General features: G+C 73.7%; 18 protein-coding genes. 3 read left to right on the top strand and 15 right to left on the bottom strand.

Annotated elements, in window-relative coordinates:
• Positions 1-145: 145 nt before the first annotated feature.
• The 13 genes from AC07BF_RS36190 to AC07BF_RS36130 form a co-directional block, all read right to left on the bottom strand.
• Positions 146-826, bottom strand: a complete 681-nt coding sequence (locus AC07BF_RS36190) for an AfsR/SARP family transcriptional regulator (protein ID WP_478319421.1) — start codon at positions 824-826, stop codon at positions 146-148.
• A gap of 214 nt (positions 827-1,040) precedes the next feature.
• Positions 1,041-1,331, bottom strand: a complete 291-nt coding sequence (locus tag AC07BF_RS36185) for a helix-turn-helix domain-containing protein (protein WP_107453059.1) — start codon at positions 1,329-1,331, stop codon at positions 1,041-1,043.
• A gap of 258 nt (positions 1,332-1,589) precedes the next feature.
• Positions 1,590-3,815 carry an MMPL family transporter gene (locus AC07BF_RS36180; RefSeq protein ID WP_363582476.1) on the bottom strand — a complete coding sequence of 742 codons (2,226 nt, stop codon included), beginning with the start codon at positions 3,813-3,815 and terminating at the stop codon, positions 1,590-1,592.
• Between the two features lie 154 nt (positions 3,816-3,969).
• Positions 3,970-4,545: a 4'-phosphopantetheinyl transferase family protein gene (locus AC07BF_RS36175; protein ID WP_363582474.1), complete on the bottom strand. Its 576-nt coding sequence runs from the start codon at positions 4,543-4,545 to the stop codon at positions 3,970-3,972.
• Between the two features lie 203 nt (positions 4,546-4,748).
• Positions 4,749-5,909 carry an acyl-CoA dehydrogenase family protein gene (locus AC07BF_RS36170; protein ID WP_363582472.1) on the bottom strand — a complete coding sequence of 387 codons (1,161 nt, stop codon included), beginning with the start codon at positions 5,907-5,909 and terminating at the stop codon, positions 4,749-4,751.
• Positions 5,906-6,625, bottom strand: coding sequence for a hypothetical protein (locus AC07BF_RS36165; RefSeq protein ID WP_363582470.1), 720 nt, complete (start codon positions 6,623-6,625; stop codon positions 5,906-5,908). The genes AC07BF_RS36170 and AC07BF_RS36165 overlap by 4 nt, the downstream gene beginning before the upstream one ends.
• Positions 6,622-7,521: a hypothetical protein gene (locus AC07BF_RS36160; protein WP_363632822.1), complete on the bottom strand. Its 900-nt coding sequence runs from the start codon at positions 7,519-7,521 to the stop codon at positions 6,622-6,624. Before AC07BF_RS36160 ends, AC07BF_RS36165 begins: the two co-directional genes overlap by 4 nt.
• Positions 7,522-7,523: 2 nt before the next feature.
• Entirely contained in the window at positions 7,524-7,796 is a 273-nt protein-coding gene (locus tag AC07BF_RS36155) for an acyl carrier protein (protein WP_063348736.1), read from the bottom strand.
• A 47-nt stretch (positions 7,797-7,843) separates the two neighbouring features.
• Positions 7,844-9,130 (bottom strand): type III PLP-dependent enzyme, encoded by a 1,287-nt coding sequence (locus AC07BF_RS36150; protein WP_363582466.1) that lies wholly within the window; start codon positions 9,128-9,130, stop codon positions 7,844-7,846.
• Between the two features lie 2 nt (positions 9,131-9,132).
• Positions 9,133-10,545, bottom strand: coding sequence for a preATP grasp domain-containing protein (locus AC07BF_RS36145; RefSeq protein ID WP_363632820.1), 1,413 nt, complete (start codon positions 10,543-10,545; stop codon positions 9,133-9,135).
• 121 nt (positions 10,546-10,666) lie between these two features.
• Entirely contained in the window at positions 10,667-11,599 is a 933-nt protein-coding gene (locus AC07BF_RS36140; protein WP_363582462.1) for a 3-oxoacyl-[acyl-carrier-protein] synthase III C-terminal domain-containing protein, read from the bottom strand.
• 192 nt (positions 11,600-11,791) lie between these two features.
• Positions 11,792-12,370: a TrmH family RNA methyltransferase gene (locus tag AC07BF_RS36135; protein WP_363582460.1), complete on the bottom strand. Its 579-nt coding sequence runs from the start codon at positions 12,368-12,370 to the stop codon at positions 11,792-11,794.
• Complete coding sequence (locus tag AC07BF_RS36130) at positions 12,367-13,011, bottom strand: class I SAM-dependent methyltransferase (protein ID WP_063348741.1); 645 nt, start codon at positions 13,009-13,011, stop codon at positions 12,367-12,369. Before AC07BF_RS36130 ends, AC07BF_RS36135 begins: the two co-directional genes overlap by 4 nt.
• 240 nt (positions 13,012-13,251) lie before the next feature.
• Here AC07BF_RS36130 and AC07BF_RS36125 point away from each other — a divergent pair, with 240 nt between their 5' ends.
• On the top strand, positions 13,252-13,449 hold the full coding sequence (locus AC07BF_RS36125; protein ID WP_363582458.1) for a hypothetical protein: 198 nt from the start codon (positions 13,252-13,254) through the stop codon (positions 13,447-13,449).
• A 55-nt stretch (positions 13,450-13,504) separates the two neighbouring features.
• Here AC07BF_RS36125 and AC07BF_RS36120 read toward each other — a convergent pair whose 3' ends face one another.
• Positions 13,505-16,054: a lysylphosphatidylglycerol synthase transmembrane domain-containing protein gene (locus tag AC07BF_RS36120; protein WP_363582456.1), complete on the bottom strand. Its 2,550-nt coding sequence runs from the start codon at positions 16,052-16,054 to the stop codon at positions 13,505-13,507.
• Between the two features lie 82 nt (positions 16,055-16,136).
• On the bottom strand, positions 16,137-16,898 hold the full coding sequence (locus tag AC07BF_RS36115) for an SDR family oxidoreductase (RefSeq protein WP_363582454.1): 762 nt from the start codon (positions 16,896-16,898) through the stop codon (positions 16,137-16,139).
• A 214-nt stretch (positions 16,899-17,112) separates the two neighbouring features.
• Between AC07BF_RS36115 and AC07BF_RS36110 the strand changes: the two genes are divergently transcribed.
• A complete protein-coding gene (locus AC07BF_RS36110; protein WP_363582452.1) occupies positions 17,113-17,379 on the top strand; it encodes a UBP-type zinc finger domain-containing protein in 267 nt (88 codons plus the stop codon).
• 170 nt (positions 17,380-17,549) lie between these two features.
• The gene (locus tag AC07BF_RS36105) at positions 17,550-17,822 is read left to right on the top strand and encodes a hypothetical protein (protein ID WP_363582450.1); all 273 of its coding nucleotides are present in this window, start codon (positions 17,550-17,552) and stop codon (positions 17,820-17,822) included.
• The last annotated feature ends 109 nt before the right edge of the window (positions 17,823-17,931 follow it).

The raw sequence follows: 17,931 nt of genomic DNA, 5'->3' as shown, positions 1-17,931 counted from the left end.
GCCCCCCCCATCCGCCGCCCCAGCCCCCCCCACCTCCACCCCCCTACCCCCCCCCCCCCCCCCCCCCCCCCGTGGGTCGCCCGCATCCCCCCCGGAGGGGACCCCCCCGCCGTGCCGGGGCGAACTGCCCTCGCCCCGACGGGACTTACAGCGAGGGGTCCTGCATCAGGATCGCCTGATAGAGGTGGTGGAGACGACGACTCGGTTTGAGCCCCAACTCGTCGTCGAGCCACTTCCGGGTGCGGTGGAAGATGTCGACGGCCTCCGACTGCCGGCCGCACCGGTAGAGGGCGATCATCAACTGCTCGCTGAACCGCTCGCGTTCCGGGTACTGGGCGAGCAACTGCTTCAGCTCGGCCACCACCGCCCCCGCCTCGCCCGCTTGCAGCTGCGCCGAGATGAGGTCCTCCCGCGCGGTCTTGCGCTGCTCGTCCAGACGCAGCGCGACGGCCCGGCACCAGGGCCCGTCGCTCGTGTCGAGCAGGGCCGGTCCGCGCCACATCGCGAGCGACTTGCGGAGCGTGTCCATCGCTTCGTACGGCCGGTCGCTGACCAGCCCCGCGCCTTTCTCCGCCGTCCGCAGGAATCGGTACGCGTCGACCGCGTCCTCCGAGACGTTGAGCATGTAACCGTTGTCAACCGTGCGGATGAGTTCCTGGTCCGGCCCCTCCAGACCAAGTTCCGCCAACGACTTGCGCATGCGTTTGACATTGGCCTGCAAGGCGTTGCGCGCGTTCTTGAGCGGCGCTTCCCCCCACAGCTCGTCGATCAGTTCGTCGAACGCGACCACCTGGCCGGCGTTGAGCGCCAGCATGGTGAGCATCACGCGATTCTTCTTCGCCCGTAGACCTACGGTGCGCTGACCGTCGCCGATCAATAGTGGGCCTAATATGGAGATGTACACCAAATTCCCCGTCCCTAGCGGTGAACTCCAGCCACAAGCCTTTCTCCTGTGACCTCGGCCCGGCCACCGCCAACAGTGGTCGACGTGTTTGGGGTGGCCTGACAAAGGGGAAAAGCCTGGGTATCATTCGCGCTGGTCAAGTATCGGACACGCCTGGGTCGTCCGGCCATGTACCTTCGTACATGAGTTGATGAACCTGCGCCACCAACCCCACCTGAAGCCGCGACTCCACTCCCAGTTTCGCGAGGATGTTGGCGACGTGCGCCTTCACCGTGCGCTCCGTGACGTGCAGTCGGGCGGCGATGCCGCGGTTGGAGTGTCCGGCACCGATCAGGTCGAAGACCTGCCGTTCCCGTCCGGACAGCGTCCCGACCCGGGTGAGTTCGTTGCGCCAGCGCGCCGAGGCGAGGCTGCCGTCACTGTGCATGGCCACCCCCCTGACCGCCCCCTGCTTCCCCGTGGTGCGTCCGGCGGCAGTTGCGCCCCCCCGTCACCGGGAAGGTCGTTCACGTGCCGACGAACGCGCATGCGATTCTACAACTCCCGTAACAAACCACCACGGGACAGTCGGCGTCAAACCCCTTGCCACGACTGGTTGTGGCCGGTGCCTGCACGAAACGCACACGAAAAGGGCCGGGGAAGGGGCTAAGCCCTTCCCCGGCCGTCGAGTTGGACGGGTCCCGTGTTACGGGAGGGTCGTGCGCGCCGCCGAGGCCGCCGCCGCCGCGGCCACGATGGCCGGCATCCGCGGGGTCCGGGTCGTGGTCTGGCGCGCGAGCCGCGAGGGCCAGAAGGTCTTCCAGCCGAGCAGGGTGACCACGGCCGGCAGGACGACGATCCGGATCACCGTCGCGTCGAGCAGCACCGCGCAGGCCATGCCCACCCCCATCTGCTTCATCTCGATGAAGTTCAGCGAGGCCAGCAGGGCGAACACGCAGACCATCACCACCGCGGCGCTGGTCACCACGCCCGCCGTGCGGGTGATGCCCTGCTCGACCGCCTCCTTCACGGAGAGCCCGCCGCGCGCCGCCTCCCGGATCCGGCTGACCACGAAGACGTGGTAGTCCATCGACAGGCCGAGCAGGATCACGAAGAGCATCAGCGGCAGCCAGGCCACCACCCGGCCGGTGGACTCGAAGTGCAGCAGGTCCTCCGCCCAGGTGTGCTGGAAGATCAGCGCGAGCAGGCCGAAGGAGGCCGCCGCGGACAGCAGGTTGAGCACCACGGTGATCAGCGCGAGCATCACCGAGCGGAACGCGACGGTCATCACCAGGAAGGTCAGGACCAGGGCCACCCCGAGCACCCAGGGCATCTTGTGCATGACGTTCGCCCGGTAGTCGACGTCGAACGCGACGTCGCTGCCGCCGACCGCGAACTCGGCGCCCGCGACCGTGCCGAGGGTCTGCGGGGCGAGGTCCTGGCGCAGCCGGGCCAGCGAGGCGCGGGCCTGCGGGGAGCCGCTGTCGAAGTGGGTGCCGATCGCGATGGTGGCGACCGTGCCGTCGGGGGAGGTGCGGACGGTCGGCGCCGGGTTGTGCACGAAGAGGGCGTCCTGCGAGGCGCGTTCGACCAGCGCCTCCACCGCGCCGCCCAGTTCCGCCGTCCGGTCGGCCGGGACCTTCACCGCGACGGTGTGGGTGTCGGCCTGGCTCGGGAAGGAGTCGGTCAGCCGCTCGTTGGCCTGCATCGCCGGGATCGACCGGGGCAGGTCGTCGATCCCGGTGGCCTTGAGCTTCAGGCCGAGGGCGGGCAGCGCGAGGACGAGCAGCGCGCCGACTGAGAGCACCAGCGCGATCACCGGGTGGCGCAGGGCGGGCTTGAGCATGGTCGACCACAGCCGCGGCTTGACCCCGCCCTTCTGGGTGAGCCGCCACACCAGCGGGACCCGCGGCGCGTCCAGGTAGCGGCCGAACCGGGACAGCATGGCCGGCAGCACGGTCAGCGAGGAGGTGATCGCGATGGCGACCACCAGCACCGCACCGGTGGCCATCGACTCGAAGGCGATGTGCCCGGCGAGGTAGAGCGCCCCCATCGAGATCATGACGACCACGCCGGACACCAGCACCGAGTGCCCGGAGGTGGCGGCCGCGATCTCGATGGCGTCGATGTTGTTGGCGCCCAACGCCCGCTCCTCGCGCTGGCGCTTGAGGTAGAACAGCGAGTAGTCGACCCCGATGGCCATGCCCATCAGCACGATGACGTGCGTCACCGGCCCCGGGTCGGGCACCAGTTGGGAGGCCACCCCCCACAGGCCCAGCCCGGCGAGCACCGAGGACAGGCCGAGGACGACCGGGACGCTCGCGGCGACGATCGCGCCGAAGACGAAGACCATCACGAGCAGCGTCACCGGCAGGCTCAGCACGGTCGCCTTGCCGAGGTCCTTGCTCAGCATCTCGTTGAGCCCGGCCTTGATCGAGCCGGCGCCGACGAGTTCCATCCGCAGCTCGGTGTGCGACGCGTGGGTCCTCGCCACGGTGTCGATGAGCGGCTGCACCCGGTCGGCGGAGGTCTCCGGATCGCCGTCGAGGGTCACCGGGACGAGCAGGGCCGAGCCGTCCGGTGCGGGCACCGGGGCGTCGATCGAGCTGATGCCGGGGAGGGCCTTCAGGTCGCGGGTGGCGTCCGAGGCCGCGGACTGCGCCTGGACGGGGTCGAGCCGGCCGCCGCCCCACGGGGTGATGAGGACGTTCTCCACCGCGCGCTCCTGGAGGCCGCCGCTGCGGGCGATCGCGGCCGCCCGGCCGGACTGGCCGATGGCGAGGTCGGAGGTGGTGGCCTGCCGGGTGCCCGTGACGCCGCCGACCACGAGGGCCGCCACGACGAACGCCACCCAGAGCGCGATCGCCCACCAGGGGTGGACGGCGCTCCACCGAGCGGCCCTGGTGATCACGTTCCTGCCTTCCACGATCACGTTCCCCTCCTCAAAAGAAATGCCCGGATCAAGACACGGGCCTGACTTATGAGTCCGGCCGGTGCGGTGCGGCGTTCGCCTGCATCACTGAATCTAGTGACGCTTCGACGCATGATCACGGGTACAACTTCGACGATTGGAGGGGGAGTTTCTTCTACTTGACAGCCGACCCGAGAGGGCTGCCGCCGGATTCCCCGGGCGGAATTTGATACCACATCCGCCGGGACACGTTAAAGGGCCCGTCGCCGATCAGTGCGACGGACCCCGCGTATTCCTCGGGCAGCGGCAGGTCGGTGACTCTCCACGGCCCGGGCAACGGCCCGGAGCGTGCGTACACGGTGGCTTCCGGTCCGTCGTGGGCGACCGGGATCCCCATGCCCTGGGTGAGTCTGGCGCCCGAGGCCTTCACGCACGCCTCCTTCCTGGTCCACAGCCGGGTGAAGGCGTCGGGCCCGTCCCGGGCGACCAGCTCCCGTTCGTCCGGGGGGAAGAAGCGACCGGCCAGCCGGGCGGTGTCCAGCTCGGCACGGGCCAGCTCGACGTCCACGCCGACCGGCCGTGATGCCAGGGCGAGCAGGGCGATCTCGCCCGAGTGGGACAGGTTGAAGTGCAGGCCCGGCGCGTCCTCGACGGCCGGCTTCCCCCACGGGCCGCGGCTGAAGCGCAGCCCGGCCGGGTGGCGGCCGAGACGCTCGCCGAGGACGATCCGGGTGGCGGCGTGCGCGAGCACGAAGCGGCGCCGCAGCCCGGGCAGCTGTCCGCTCCGGGCGCGGGCCCGCTCCTGCTCGTCGAGCAGTTCCTCCAGGTGCGGCGGGTACCCGTCCGGGGCGCCCCGGACGGCCTCGCCGCCCGGCCGGTCCGGGTGCTCGCCACCGGTCAGCGGAATCTGCCAGATCTCGACCGTGTCCCGACCGACCGGTTGTTCTGTCCCGTTCAGAACCGGCCCACCTTTCCGGTGTGCAGCCCCTGGAACAGATTCAGCTTCTGGATGTTCCGTGTCCCCTCCATGAACTCCACGCCCCGTGCGTCCCGGGCGAGTTTGTCGAGGAGCGGGTGGTCCAGCCGCGCGCCGGGCCCGAAGAAACCCGGCGCGCGCATCGTGACGTCCTCGGCGAGTTCGCAGGCGCGGGCCTTCGCGGCCGAGGAGAGGTGCCCGGCGGCCGGCCTGCGGTCCACCGCGAGGGCCGCCCGGTAGGTCAACTGGCGGGCCGCGTCGATGCGCTGGCCGAGCGACTCGAACAGCTCGCGCTCCGCGCCGCGCAGTTCCCGGCGGTTCTCGGCGACGTAGTCGTGGGCGGCCCGGGCGATACCGAGGGCGATCGCGGCCACGCTCGGGCGGAGCTGGTTGAAGACCGAGACGATGCTCCACATCCCCCGCCGGGTCGGCGGCAGGTGGGCGCCGAGCACCCGTTCGGCGGGCACGTGCACCCCGTCGAGGGTGATCCGGGTCAGCTGGACGCCGCGCAGGCCGAGGGTGGGCAGCGGCTCCGCCCGGAAGCCGGGGTCGGCGGTGTCCACCAGGACGGCCAGCACGCCGAGCCGCTCGGTGCCCGCGACCCGCGCGAACACGGCGCCCAGGTCGGCCCGGGCGGCGTTGCCGACGTAGCGCTTCTCGCCGTCCAGGACGTACGAGCCGTCGCCCACCGGGGTCAGCGTGGTGGTCATCTCGCCGATGGCCGAGCCGCGGTCGGGCTCGGTGAGGCCGAAGCAGGTCCAGCGGGGGCGTTCGGCGAGCCGGCCGTACACCCAGTCCTTCTGCGCCTGGCTGCCGAGCACGCTCAGCAGCACCCCGCACATCGAGGCGCCGGGCGCGCCCAGCATCATTCCGGCGTCGCCGCGCGCCAGTTCCTCGCTCACCAGGACCCGCTCCAGGGTGGCCAGGCCGTGCGCGGGGCCGGCACCGGCCTCGGCGGACGCCCGGTCCCACTCCGGCGGCACCTGGTGGCCGGCCAGGAAGCGCACGGCGGGCAGGTCCAGGAAGCGGTGGACGGCGTCCGGGTCCCGGTCGAGGTCGAGCGCGCCCGCCCGCAGGTCTTCGGCCCACCGCCGCACGTACCGGTGCGTGGTTTCCAGCGGGCCGGGCAGGCTGATCACACGTTCCCCTTCCGGGAGTCGACGTTCTGTGCCGTGTCCCCGGCCGGCCCCGGCCAGCCGCAGTACACGTCGGCGAGGAGCTCGGAGGCGTACGCCGCCCGGCCCGGCCCCTCGGCGGTGAAACCGTACGCCCCGAGCAGCCGCAGCAGCGCGCGGTCGGCCTGGGTGATCTGGGCCTGGAGGCGGGCGAGGGCCGGGCCGTCCAGGGGGTGGGCGGGGGCCGACGGGGAGTCGTCCGGCCCCTCGGCGAGGTCGTCGAGGACGCCCTCGATCTCCAGGTGGTCGATCAGCACGTCGGCGAGCGCGCCCTTGACCAGCTGTTGCAGCAGCAGCGAGGAACCCTCGACCTGGCGGCCCGCGAGGTAGGCCAGGCAGGCCTCCCGCAGCCGCTCGGACGCGCCGAGCCGCAGCCAGGCGAGGCCGGTGCCCCAGTCGTGGGCGTCGGGGCCGGCGGGGGCCCGATCGCCGCCGGCGGGGCCCAGGACGGCCAGGCCGGGCACCGGATCCCGGCCCCCGTCCCCGTCCTCGTCGTCGCCGAACTCGGAGTACTCGCCGAGGAGTTCGCGCGGGACCACGGCGTGCCCGCGCGGGCCGCGCGGTGCCACCCCGGGGGACAGCGCGCGGGAGAGCAGGGTCAGTGCGGGGACGAGGCCGTCGTTGCGCGCGCTCGTCCGGGCCTCCTGCCAGTGCTCGCGCACCTCGGCCGGAACCGTCATCGGACCCCCAACTCCCCCGTGTCGAGTGTGCAGTAGGCCAGGAATCCGCGTTCCCGGTCGTAGTCGGCCACCACCACCGGGCGGTCCCGGTCGGCGGCGGCGAGCAGGGCGGCCCAGCCGCCGGTGGCGGGCTGTCCGGCCGCCACCTTGGTCCACGGACCGCCGTGTGTCGGAAGTTCAGCACAGCCGTCGGACAGGCCGGAGCCGGTGACCAGCGCGGCCGAGGTGTCCCAGCCGGCGAACAGCCCCGGCTCCGGGAGGCCCTGGGCCGCGCCGCCCAGCGGCGCGTCGCCGCCGTCCCAGTGGATCAGCAGCGCGACCGCGGCGTCCGCGTGGACGGCGCTCTGCCCCGTCGCGGGCAGCGGGAACGGCTGGGTGCCCTGGTCCACGACCAGCAGCAGCAGCCGCGACCAGCCGCACCGCCGGGCGTACTCCACGGCGACCCGCAGCGCGCTGAACGGCGCCAGGACGCCCTGGTCGGACAGGGCGAAGGAGAGCGGCTCGCCCGGCAGCCGCCCCTTCACGCAGGAGGCGACCAGCTCGGCGTGGTCGAAGTCCGGTGCGGAGTAGGCGACCACCACCACCTCGGGGCACTCCTCGGCGGTCAGCGGGCCCAGCGCGTCGAGCGCGCCGTGGGCCAGCTCCACCGAGGTGCGCCGCCCCGAGGCGGCGAACTGCTCGCGGTCGAAGTCCGCGCCGTAGAGCGCCCCGAGCTCGCGGTAGAAGTCCTCCCGCGCGGCCTCCGGCCGGTACGGCGCGCCAGGCCCCGGCGGGGTGTGGGCGCCGGCCCGGATCAGCCGCGGCAGGACCGCCGCCGGGGCCGGGCCGGGCGTGCCGGGCGGGCCGTCCGCGCCGGCCGGGGCCGGACGCCGCACGGGCGCAGTCGCGCGGAACATGCTTAGGCGCTCGCTTCCGCGGCGACGAAGCCGGCCAGCGAGCCCACGGTCTCGAAGTGGGTCATGTCCAGCTCGTCGGCGTCGAACTGCACGTCGAGGATCTCCTCGATGGTGATGAGCAGTTCGAGCGCGCTGCTGGAGTCCAGGCCCAGCTCGTCGAAGAGGCGGACGCCCGGGTCGGCGCCGGAGACGTCCTTGTTGAGGACCTCCGACAGGCCCTTGCGGACGGCGTCGACGTACTTCACGTCGGCCACGGTGTTGGCGGTGTCGCTCATGGTGTTCTCCTCGGGCTGGTCCCGGCCGTGGGTCGGCCGGTCGGTGGTCAGTTCTGGTCGTCGCCGGGGGCCGCGTACAGCCGCTGGCGGCCGAGCATGGCCTCGACGTCGTCGCGCTCCCGGATCAGGTGCGCCCGCCCGTCCAGGACGAGCACCTCCGCCGGGTAGCCGTGGCTGAGGAAGTGCACCGGCGAGGCCGTCGGCCCGTACGCGCCGGAGCGCTGCACCCCGATCAGCTCGCCGGCCCGCAGCGCCGGCATCGGCACCTTCTTGCCGATGACGTCGTTGGGCGTGCAGAGCGGACCGGTGATGTGCCAGGGCTCGGTGGCCGGCTCGTCCAGCCGCTCCAGCGCGGCCATCGGGAAGTTGCGCTTCACGTACGAGCCGATGCCGACGGCCGCCATGTGGTGGTTGGTGCCGCCGTCGGTGACCGCGAAGTTCTCGCCCATCGAGGTCTTGGTGTAGCGCACCCGGGTGACGTAGGTGCCGGACGCGGCGACCAGGAAGCGGCCCAGCTCCATGATCATGCGGGTGTCCGGGTGCCGGGTGCGGAAGTCCGCGATCAGCGGGTTGAGCCCGGCGGTCAGCTCGGCGACGTCGAGGTCCTTCTCGTTGTCGAAGTAGGCGATGCCGAGGCCGCCGCCGACGTCGACCGTCTCCAGCGGGAAGCCCAGCTCGGTGGAGAGGCGCTCGGCCAGCTCCAGGATCCGCCGGGTGTTCTCGACGACGGACTCCTCGATCAGGATGCGGGTGCCCAGGTACACCTGGACGCCCATCAGCCGGATGTTGGGGTAGCGGCCGGCGAGGTCCTTGCCCTCGGCCAGCAGCAGCTCCTCGTCGGTGCCGAACTGGCGCGGCTTGCCGCCCATGGTCAGGCCCGAACCCTTCACCGAGAAGCTCGGGTTGACCCGCAGCGCGACCCGGGCGGTGATCCCGCGCTCGCGGGCCACCTCGTCGATCAGGTCCAGCTCGCCGATCGACTCGCAGACGATCGCGTGGATGTCCTCGTCCAGGCAGGCCGCCACCTCGCCGCGGCTCTTGCCCGGGCCGAGGAAGATGATGTCGCGCGGCTCGACCCCGGCCCGGCGGGCGGTGACCAGCTCCGTCAGCGAGGACACCTCGGCGCGCGAGCCCAGGCTGTGCAGCAGCGCGCAGACGGAGATGTTGGGGTTCGCCTTGAGCGAGTAGAAGACCTCCAGCGCCGGGTGCAGCGCCTCGCGCAGCCCCTGGAAGCGGGTGGTGATCTCCTCGCCGTCGTACAGGTAGAGCGGGGTGCCGAACTCCTCGGCGAGCTCGGTGATCCCGAGGCCCTGCACCTCGAATGCGACGCTCACGGTCAGCTCCGTTCCGGGTAGGCCGCGAGGCGGCGGGTGATGTCGGTGTCGAGCGCCTCGATCTCCTCGTCGGAGGCACCGACGAGCACGCCGTACAGCCGGCCCTCGAAGCCGTCCGCTTCGGTGTCGGCGGCGGTGCCCGCGGCGGCGTTCACCGTGGCGTAGTTGTTCACGAACAGGCCGCGCGGGCGCGGTCCCCGCTCGGTCAGCAGCAGCCCGTCCAGCACCTCGGCCAGTTCGGCGAAGGGCAGCGGGCGGGTCAGCCGCAGCGGGAAGTGCCGGGCGACGGCGACCTCGTCGGCCCCGGCCAGGCCGCCCTCGTGCACCACGTTCTGGTACGTGGACATGTTGTTGCGGGCGTTGATCTCGATGACCGGGTACAGGCCCTCGTCCGGGTCGACCATCGCGTCGACGCCGACCACGCCGTAGTAGCCGTCGGCGGCGAGCCGCTCGCCGAGCCGCAGCGCCGTCGCCCCGATCTCGGCGACCTGCCCGTCGGTCAGCCGGGCCGGGATCCGGTGGCCCTTGTGGACGCCGCCCTCGGTCAGCAGCTCCTTGACGAAGTCGAAGTGCGTGGAGCCGTCCCGGCCCACCGTGAACTGGTAGTTGAGGTCGCAGCGCTTGGCGACCCACTCCTCGATCACCAGCGCGGTGCGCGGGGCCCCGCCCGCGGCCTTGGCGGCGCGCTCGGCCTGCTGGACCGCCATCCGGTGCAGCCGGCCCAGCCGGGCCTCGGAGTCCAGCACGACGATGCCCTTGCCGGACACGCCGAACGCGTCCTTCAGCACCACCTTGCGGCCCGCCGCCAGCAGTTCACCGGCCGCGGCCACCGCCTCGGCCAGTTCCTCCAGCGTCTCGCAGGCCCAGCCGCGGGCCTGGCGGATGCCCAGCTCGTCGGAGAGCCGGCGGCTGTACACCTTGCTGTTGACCCGCTTGCAGACCGCGGCGGTCGGCGCGCCCAGCCGCAGCCCGGTGCGCTCGGCCAGCTCCTCCTCGACGGTGGAGATGCCGTGCGCGGTCAGCCGGGCGCCCTCGGCGGCGACGGCGGACAGCGCGCGCAGCAGCTCGGGGTCGGCGAGGGCGTCCTCGCTGACGGTGCGCTGCGGGTCCTGGCCGGCCACCACGTGCACGGTGGGCAGCTCCAGGCCGAGGCCCTCCAGGTAGCCGCGGTAGCCCTCGTCCAGGGCGGTCTTCAGCACGACGTGGTCGTCCTTGTCGCCGAGCAGCAGCGCGAACTCGTCCATGCGGTTCACCACCGCGCTGCCCGCGTGCGAGGCGACCCGGGGCAGCGCGGGCTCGCCGAGCGCCCAGTGGTTCTCCACCTCGAAGTTGCCCAGGAACACCAGCGGGGTGTCCGCGGACCCGGTCACGGCGCGCTTGAGGCGCGCGCTGAAGCCGGAGGACGGTAGATGCATGTCGACCTCGTCATTTCTCGTGTGCGCTCGGGCGCGGTGCGGCGGGTGCGCGGGTACTGCGGTGCTGCGGTGGTGCGGGTGCGCCGGTACTGCGGGGGACGGCCGATCCGGTGGGCGGCCGTCAGTGCTCCAGGACCATCGCGGCGAAGGTCGCCCCGAGCCCCACGCTGGTCATCAGGTAGCGGTCGCCGGGGCGCAGCCGCCCCAGCTCGGTGGCCTTCTGCAGGTTGATGAAGGGGTCGGCGCAGAAGCAGTGCCCGGTCTCGCCGACCAGGTCGAGGAAGACCTTGTCGAGCGGCAGCCCGAGCGCCTTGCAGACGCCGATCCACGACAGCCGGTTGACGTTGTGCGGCAGCACGAGCGCCAGCTCGTCGAGGCCGCAGCCGGCCTCCTCCAGGGCGGCGCCGATCACCTCGCACAGGCCGGGCCCGTACAGGTCCTGGAACTCCTTGGCGGCGGCGTCGCCCATGATGAACTCGTCGCCGAACTGGGTGTGGGTGCGCGTCGCGTAGCCGAGCATCCGGTCGGAGCCGGCACGGTCCGCGCTCACCAGGAAGGCCACGGTGCCCTCGCCCATGACGGTGACGTCCGGGATGGACTGCGTCCGGGTGGTGCACGCCTTCTCCCCGGCCAGGACCAGGGCGAGCGCGTTCGGATCCGGGTCGGCGGCTAGCAGGGTGCCCGCCAGGTCCAGCGCGAGCAGCCCGGAGGCGCAGGCGTGGTGCGAGACGACGAAGCCGGCGGCGTGCTCCAGGCCGAGCTCGACCTGGATCGGTCGGAGCGAGGTCATCGGGTACGGCAGCGGCGACGGCATCGTGCGGGCCTGGAGGACGTACTTGACGCGCTGTTCCTGCCCGCGCAGCTCCACCAGCTTGGTCGCGGCGCGCAGCAGCAGCTCGGTCTCGGTGGCCGCGGGGTCGCGGCACACCTCGGAGAGCCCGTAGAAGCGCTGGTAGCGCCGGAGCTGCACATCCGTCAGCTGGAGTTCCTGTTGGAAGCGCGCGATCGGGATGGTGTCGGGAAGACAGCTGGAGACTGCCGTGATCGACGTCATGCCAACTACAGTCGCCTGGAGCGCTGACGCTTAGCTGACGCTGCGCTGACCACCGCCGGCGGGGCCGGGGCGCGCTCCCCGTGGACGCCGGGGAGGTCCGGCCCGCAGGCGTGGTCGACCGTCCCGTACCGCCGGGCGGAAACGACCGGAGGGGTGGGCCTTTCGGCACACCCCTCCGGATCGGATCAGGTCCTACTCGTCGTCGGCCCCGCCGAGGTCGCCGAGGTCGGTGCCGTCCGGGGTGCCGCTGATCGCGTACCCCTGGCGGCGCGCCTCGTAGCAGGCCACCGTCGCGGCCGCCGACACGTTCAGCGAGCCGACCCGGCCCAGCTGCGGCACGAACACCACCTGGTCGCAGAGCGCCAGCGCGTCGGGGGTGATCCCGCGGTCCTCGTGCCCCAGCACGAAGGCCACCGCCGGGGTCAGTTCGGCGGCGAACATCGGCACCGCCTCGTCCGCCAGCTCCAGGCCGACCACCTTGAAGCCGTCCGCCTTCGCCGCCGCGACCGCCTCCGCGACCGTCGGGAAGTGCTCCACCTTCAGGTACTTGTCGGTGCCCATCGCGGCCTTCTGCGCGCCCGAGGAGCGCACCGACGGGGTCTCCCCGGCCAGGTACAGCTTCTCGGCGCCCATCGCGGCCCCGGTCCGGACCACCGAGCCGACGTTGAACGGCGACTGCAGGTTCTCCAGGATCATCGCGAGCCGGAACTCGTTGCTGCGCCGCCACGAGCGGTGCAGTCGCTTCAGTTCGGTCCCGCGCAACTGCTTCACGACGACGTTCCCCGTCCACTCTCCGTGCCCTCGCCCGGCTCCGGGCGGGGTCGTGCTTCCAGAATCCGGAACCCGTTGACCGACGCGACCCGGGTGGTCGGGTAGCCCTGCTCGTTCAGCCACTTCTGCAGCGAGTCCGAGCCCAGGTGCTTCTGCACCACCAGGAACGCCGAGCCGTCCGGGGTCAGCCGGCCGAGCCAGTGCGTGAGCAGCCGGCGCAGCGCGGCCTTGCCGATCCGGATCGGCGGGTTGGAGTAGATGGTGGCGAACCGCACGTCCTGCGGGACGTCCTCGGGCAGCGCGGCCTGGACGTTGCCCAGCCGCAGCGCCTCGGCGTTCAGCCGCACCAGTTCCAGCGCGCGCTCGTTCACGTCCACCGCCCAGACCGGCAGCCGCCTGCGCCGGCTCGCCCAGGTCAGCGCGATCGGGCCGTAGCCGCAGCCGACGTCCAGGATCGGGCCGCGCACCCGCGGCTGCGGGGCGTGCTCCAGCAGGATCCGGGTGCCCGGGTCGAGCCGGCCGCGCGAGAACACTCCGGTGTCGGTGGTCAGTTCGAGGGTGAGGTCCGGCAGGGAGACCGTGATCGGCCGGCGCTCGCTGGCGACCTCGGGTGCACCGGTGAAGTAGTGCGAGCCGGACATGATTTCCCCGTCGTTCGTAAGGGCCTCGGGGCCACCGGGTGGGTGTGGGTAAGCCCTTGGTACGGCACCGATCGTACCCCCGGTGGCCTGCGGCGCGTTCCGTGCCGGCCGGCGGCCCGGGCGCCGCGGGGCCGCCGCGGCGCAATCGCGCCCGGCCGCCCGGCGACGGATACTGCCAGTACCGCCCCCGCGCCCGTGGGAGCCTCCGGACAGTGCCTCCGAACAGTGAGGACGGACGCCATGCCGCAGAATCACGAGGACTACCTGATCGACGAGGCCGTCGAGACCGTCGAACCCGACGACGAGGCACCCGAGGGCGACGAGTACGACGAGGTGGCCGAACGCCGGGCCGTCGGAGCCGACCCGGCCACCGATGTCGCCGACGCCGCCGAGCAGAGCCGCGTCGTCCAGCTCGACGAGGACGAGTACCGCGAGTAGCCGCCGCCGGGCCCGGTCCGGGGCGCCGTCCGGGGTGCGCGCGCTGTCCGGGGCCCTACAGCGCCCGGCGGCGCTGCAGCCAGGTCATCGCCGCCCAGCCCGGCAGCACCGGCAGGATCAGCGTCAGCAGGCGGTACGTCGCCACCGCCGCCAGCGCGCCGCCCTTCTCCATCGACGCGGTCTGCTGCAGCAGCGCGATCAGCGCCCCGTCCACCGCGCCGGCCCCGCCCGGGGTGGGCGCCACGTTGCCCGCCGCGTTGCCCACCAGGAACACCACCGCCACCGAGGCGAAGGACGGCTCCCGGCCGATCGCCCGGGTGCAGCAGTACAGGCAGCCGATCAGGCAGATCGACACCAGCAGCTGCCCGGTCAGTCCCACCGCCAGCCGGGCCGGGCTGCGCAGCAGGTCCAGCAGCCGCGGCAGCACCTCGGTGGTCAGCGGCCGCAGCCGCGCCGCCAGCCAGCGCCGGGCCGGCGGCACCGCCGACACCACCGCCAGCAGCGCCGCCGCCCCCGCCAGCCCGCCCACCACGGCGGGCAGCGCGTCCAGCTCCGAACCGCCCGGTTGCAGGTCCAGCAGGTAGACGAAGGCGCCCAGCTGGAGCAGGTGCAGCACCAGGCCGATCAACTGCCCCACCCCGACGCTGGACAGCGCCTGCGCGGTCGGGATCCCGGCCCGCTGCAACAGCCGGGTGTTCAGCGCGATCCCGCCGACGCCCCCGGGCGACACCAGCTTCACGAACGCCCCGGCCAGCTGCGCCAGCACCGCGTTGCGGAAGTCCAGCCGCTCCGGCACGAACCCGACGAACCCCATCGCCGCCGTCACGTGGCTCAGCGCCGCCGCCAGCAGCGCCAGCGCCAGCCACGCCGGATCGGCGTCGGCCACCGCCGAGATCGGGTTGTCCTCGGCCGCGAACAGCTGCGGGATCAGCAGCCACCCGGCCACCACCCCGCCCACCACCGCCAGCAGGGTCCGCGGCCGCAGCCGCTCCAACCGCACCGGCCGCACCTCCGCCTGCGGCCTGGTCCGCAGCACCTCCGCCCGGATCTCCTCCAGCAGCCCGCCCCCGCCGGCGGCGGCCTCGTCGGGCCCGGGGCCTGCCGGGCCGTCCGTGCGGGCGGCGGCGGTCGGGCGGGCGGTGTGCTTGAGGGCGTGGCGGGTGGTGCGGGCGAGCGCGATGGGCTGGAGGAGGGGGAGGGCGGCCTCGACGGTGTCGGCGCCGAGGACGGTGACAGCGGTGTGGACGGAGCGGGCCGCGCCGGCCCGCAGGGCGAGGGTGGTGAGCAGCTGGGCGATGTCGCAGCGCAGCACGAGTTCGCTGGCCGCGATGTCGCCGTCGGCGAAGTCGACCAGGTGCACCGCGCCGGTCGCGTCCACCAGCAGCGAGGACGGGACGAGCGCCCGGTGGGCGGTCTCCCGGCGCTGGAGGCGGGCGAGCTGCCGCCAGGCGTCGGCCAGCAGGTCGTCGGTGATCTCCTCGTCGGGGAGCCGGTCGAGGGTGCGTCCGGGGAGGTGTTCGTAGGCGATGAGGGCGGTGTCCTGGCCGAGGCCGGCGGTGGCGGCGATGCGGCGGGTGCGGACGCCGGCGGCGAGGGCCGCGTAGGTGACGAGCGCCTCGTGTTCGAGGCCGGCGCGGGGGGAGCGCAGGGCCCGGGGGTGGGGGGCGGTGCGCAGCCGCAGGCGGCGCCAGGCGCGCTGGACGGCGGCGGCGGTGACGGCTTGCCGGTCGAGGAGCTGGACGTCGAGGTCGGGCCGGTCGTCGGCTTGCCGGACCAGGTAGCGGTCGGGCCCGGCGGGGTGGGCCTCGGCCGGGTGCAGGCCGCTCTCGCGCAGGGCCCGGAGGATCTCGCCGGGCCTGGGCAGCGGGTCGGGGGTGCCGACGGCGTAGAGGGTGCCGTGGGCGCCGGTCCAGCCGATGAGCAGGCCGAGCAGCAGGGCGGTGGGGGTGGCGTACCCGCCGGCGAGTCCGGCGAGGCCGGAGAGGGCGAGGACGGCCCAGGGGGCCCGGTGTTCGCGGTTGCCGGAGGCGGTCATGAAGGCGAGGACGGGCGCGAGGTAGCCGTAGACGGGCTCGGTGTGGCCGAGGGCGCCGCCCGGTAGGGCCTGGGTGAGGGCGGCGAGCAGGGAGACGGGGGCGACGCCGTCGGCCCACAGGTCGAGGAGCAGGGTGGCGCCGTAGGCGAGGACGGCGGCGAGCAGGCCGTCGGAGACCTGCTGGAGGGCGCGTCGCCGATCGGGGCCGAGGAGGCGGCGGGCGGCGAGGACGACGGGCACCAGCAGCACGGCGGCGGTGGTGAGGCCGCCGGCGAGGCCGGCGAGCGGCCGGGGCACCAGTTCGGCGGCCTCGGCCACGTCGGCGGCGATGCCGCCGGTGGTGGCCCGGGCGTAGTCGGCGAGCAGCAGGGTGAGGGCGATGGCGATGAGCCCGGTGAGCAGCCGGATCAGGGCGACGGGCTGCCGGATCCGGCCGGGTTCGGACACCGCCCGGGCCGGGCCCCGGCCGGCTCCGGCGCTCGCCGGTATGCCGGTGTCCGCCGGTGCGGGCGTGCCGGCGGTGTCGCCACCGCCGGTGTCGCCGTTCGTTCTCCCCGTCACGATCGCCACGGGTGGCATGCTCCCATGCCTCCCCCGATGGTGGAGCCGGAGCCCGGAAGCCGGCCCGGATCGGGGGAGTCCGAGGGAGGCCCTACGCCTGCCGGGTCGGCACGACGACCGTGTGGCTCAGGTTGACGTGCCGGGGGCGGCTGACGGTGTAGGCGATCAGGTCGGCGAGGTCCTCCGCGGTGAGTGCGGGGATGGCCGCGAACATCCCGCCGAGCTGTTCGCGCAGGGCGGGGTTGTCGATGTGGCCGCCGAGTTCGGTGTCGGTCAGGCCGGGCTCGATGGAGCTGACCCGGACGTCGCGGGGGCTGAGTTCGGAGCGCAGGGCGGCGGACAGCTGGGTGAGCGCGGCCTTGGTGGCGCTGTACACGGCGTAGTTGGGGAAGACGACGCGCGAGGCGATGGAGGAGACGTTGACCAGGTCGGCGGCCCGGCCGTCGGCGGCGGCCGCGGTGAGGTCGTCGGCGAAGGCGCGGATGATCCGCAGGGCGCCGGTGAGGTTGGTGTCGACCATGCGGGTCCACTCGTCGGTCCGGCCGTCGGCGAGGGGGTTGGGCAGCATCACGCCGGCGCTGTTGACCACCAGGTCGACCCGGCCGTAGGCGTCGTGGACGGCCTTGGCGGCGGCGTCGACGGAGGCCTGGTCGGTGATGTCGGCGGTGACGGCGAGGGCCTGGCCGCCGGCGGCGGTGAGCTCGGCCGCGAGGGTGTCGAGGCGGTCGGTGCGGCGGGCGAGCAGGGCGACCCGGGCGCCGTGGGCGGCGAGCAGGCGGGCGGTGGCCGCGCCCATGCCGCTGGCGGCTCCGGTGACGACGGCGGTGCGGGCGGCGAGGGCGGGGTAGCTCATCGGTGGCTCCTGGGCCTGGGAGGGTGGTGGGGCTGACGACGACAACTGTGTGCGGGCGGCGGAGGTTCGCCCAGGGCCGTGTGCGTCCCGGGTGCGGCCCTCCCGGGATCCGCGTTCCTGGGTACGGCGGTACCACCCTGGCGTCGGGAAGGCCGACCGGGCGCGCGGCGTGTCTTGAGGCCGGGGCCGGCCGGGCCGTCACTACCCTGCGGGCATGAGTGCCTGCGAAGACCTCGCCGCGGCCCCCCAGGACATCGAGCCCCTCCCCCCGGCCGACGGCTGCGCCGACTGCCTGGCCCAGGGGCGCCGGGACTGGGTGCACCTGCGGATCTGCCTGGACTGCGGCCACATCGGCTGCTGCGACTTCTCGCCGCAGCGGCACGCCACCGCGCACTTCCACAACACCTCGCATCCGGTGATCCGCTCGTACGAGCGGGGCGAGGACTGGCGCTGGTGCTTCGTCCACGAGGTCATGGGCTGAGGCCCGGCGCGGGGCGCGTCCCGCGGATCGGGCCGGTCCGGGGAAGCCGGGGCCCGTTTCCGGTGGCATCCGGGCGCAACCCGGATAAAATCCGGACATAACGCCCGCGCGGCCCCCGGCCCCTCCGGTCGACATCCGTCCCGCCGGTGACCGCCGAAGGGAGGCCGACGATGACCAGGCGAACACCGGGCAGCACTGCCCAGCTCCGCCGGGGCACCCAGGAACTGCTGGAGCGCCGCGGCATGGCGACCGCGCCCACCCGGCTGGTGCCGATGCTGCGCGCCGACGCCATGTCCTCCGCCACCGCCGGGTACGCCGCGCCCGACGCCTTCCGGCACGGCGGCCGCGATCAGGCGGCCTCGGCGGGGCACGCCGCCCCGTCGATGCACGCCGAGCTCAAGGGCCACCGGCACCGCGGAGCGGAGAAGCACTCCGCCCACTGAGCGGATCCGGGTCCGGGGGGGGGGGGGGGGGGGGGGGGGGGGGGGGGGGGGGGGGGGGGGGGGGGGGGGGGGGGGGGGGGGGGGGGGGGGGGGGGGGGGGGAGGGGGGG

Source organism: Kitasatospora sp. NPDC043950 (genome assembly GCF_056435345.1).
The sequence above is the reverse complement of the archived record's forward strand: the minus strand, read 5'-3'. Positions and strand labels throughout refer to the sequence as shown.

Bases quoted from the DNA above. Each gene is read 5' to 3' on its own strand.
- AC07BF_RS36185 (WP_107453059.1), bottom strand. From the start codon at position 1,331: ATGCACAGTGACGGCAGCCTCGCCTCGGCGCGCTGGCGCAACGAACTC.
- AC07BF_RS36165 (WP_363582470.1), bottom strand. From the start codon at position 6,625: ATGACGGTTCCGGCCGAGGTGCGCGAGCACTGGCAGGAGGCCCGGACG.
- AC07BF_RS36160 (WP_363632822.1), bottom strand. From the start codon at position 7,521: ATGTTCCGCGCGACTGCGCCCGTGCGGCGTCCGGCCCCGGCCGGCGCG.
- AC07BF_RS36155 (WP_063348736.1), bottom strand. From the start codon at position 7,796: ATGAGCGACACCGCCAACACCGTGGCCGACGTGAAGTACGTCGACGCC.
- AC07BF_RS36145 (WP_363632820.1), bottom strand. From the start codon at position 10,545: ATGCATCTACCGTCCTCCGGCTTCAGCGCGCGCCTCAAGCGCGCCGTG.
- AC07BF_RS36140 (WP_363582462.1), bottom strand. From the start codon at position 11,599: ATGACGTCGATCACGGCAGTCTCCAGCTGTCTTCCCGACACCATCCCG.
- AC07BF_RS36130 (WP_063348741.1), bottom strand. From the start codon at position 13,011: ATGTCCGGCTCGCACTACTTCACCGGTGCACCCGAGGTCGCCAGCGAG.
- AC07BF_RS36125 (WP_363582458.1), top strand. From the start codon at position 13,252: ATGCCGCAGAATCACGAGGACTACCTGATCGACGAGGCCGTCGAGACC.
- AC07BF_RS36115 (WP_363582454.1), bottom strand. From the start codon at position 16,898: ATGAGCTACCCCGCCCTCGCCGCCCGCACCGCCGTCGTCACCGGAGCC.
- AC07BF_RS36110 (WP_363582452.1), top strand. From the start codon at position 17,113: ATGAGTGCCTGCGAAGACCTCGCCGCGGCCCCCCAGGACATCGAGCCC.
- AC07BF_RS36105 (WP_363582450.1), top strand. From the start codon at position 17,550: ATGACCAGGCGAACACCGGGCAGCACTGCCCAGCTCCGCCGGGGCACC.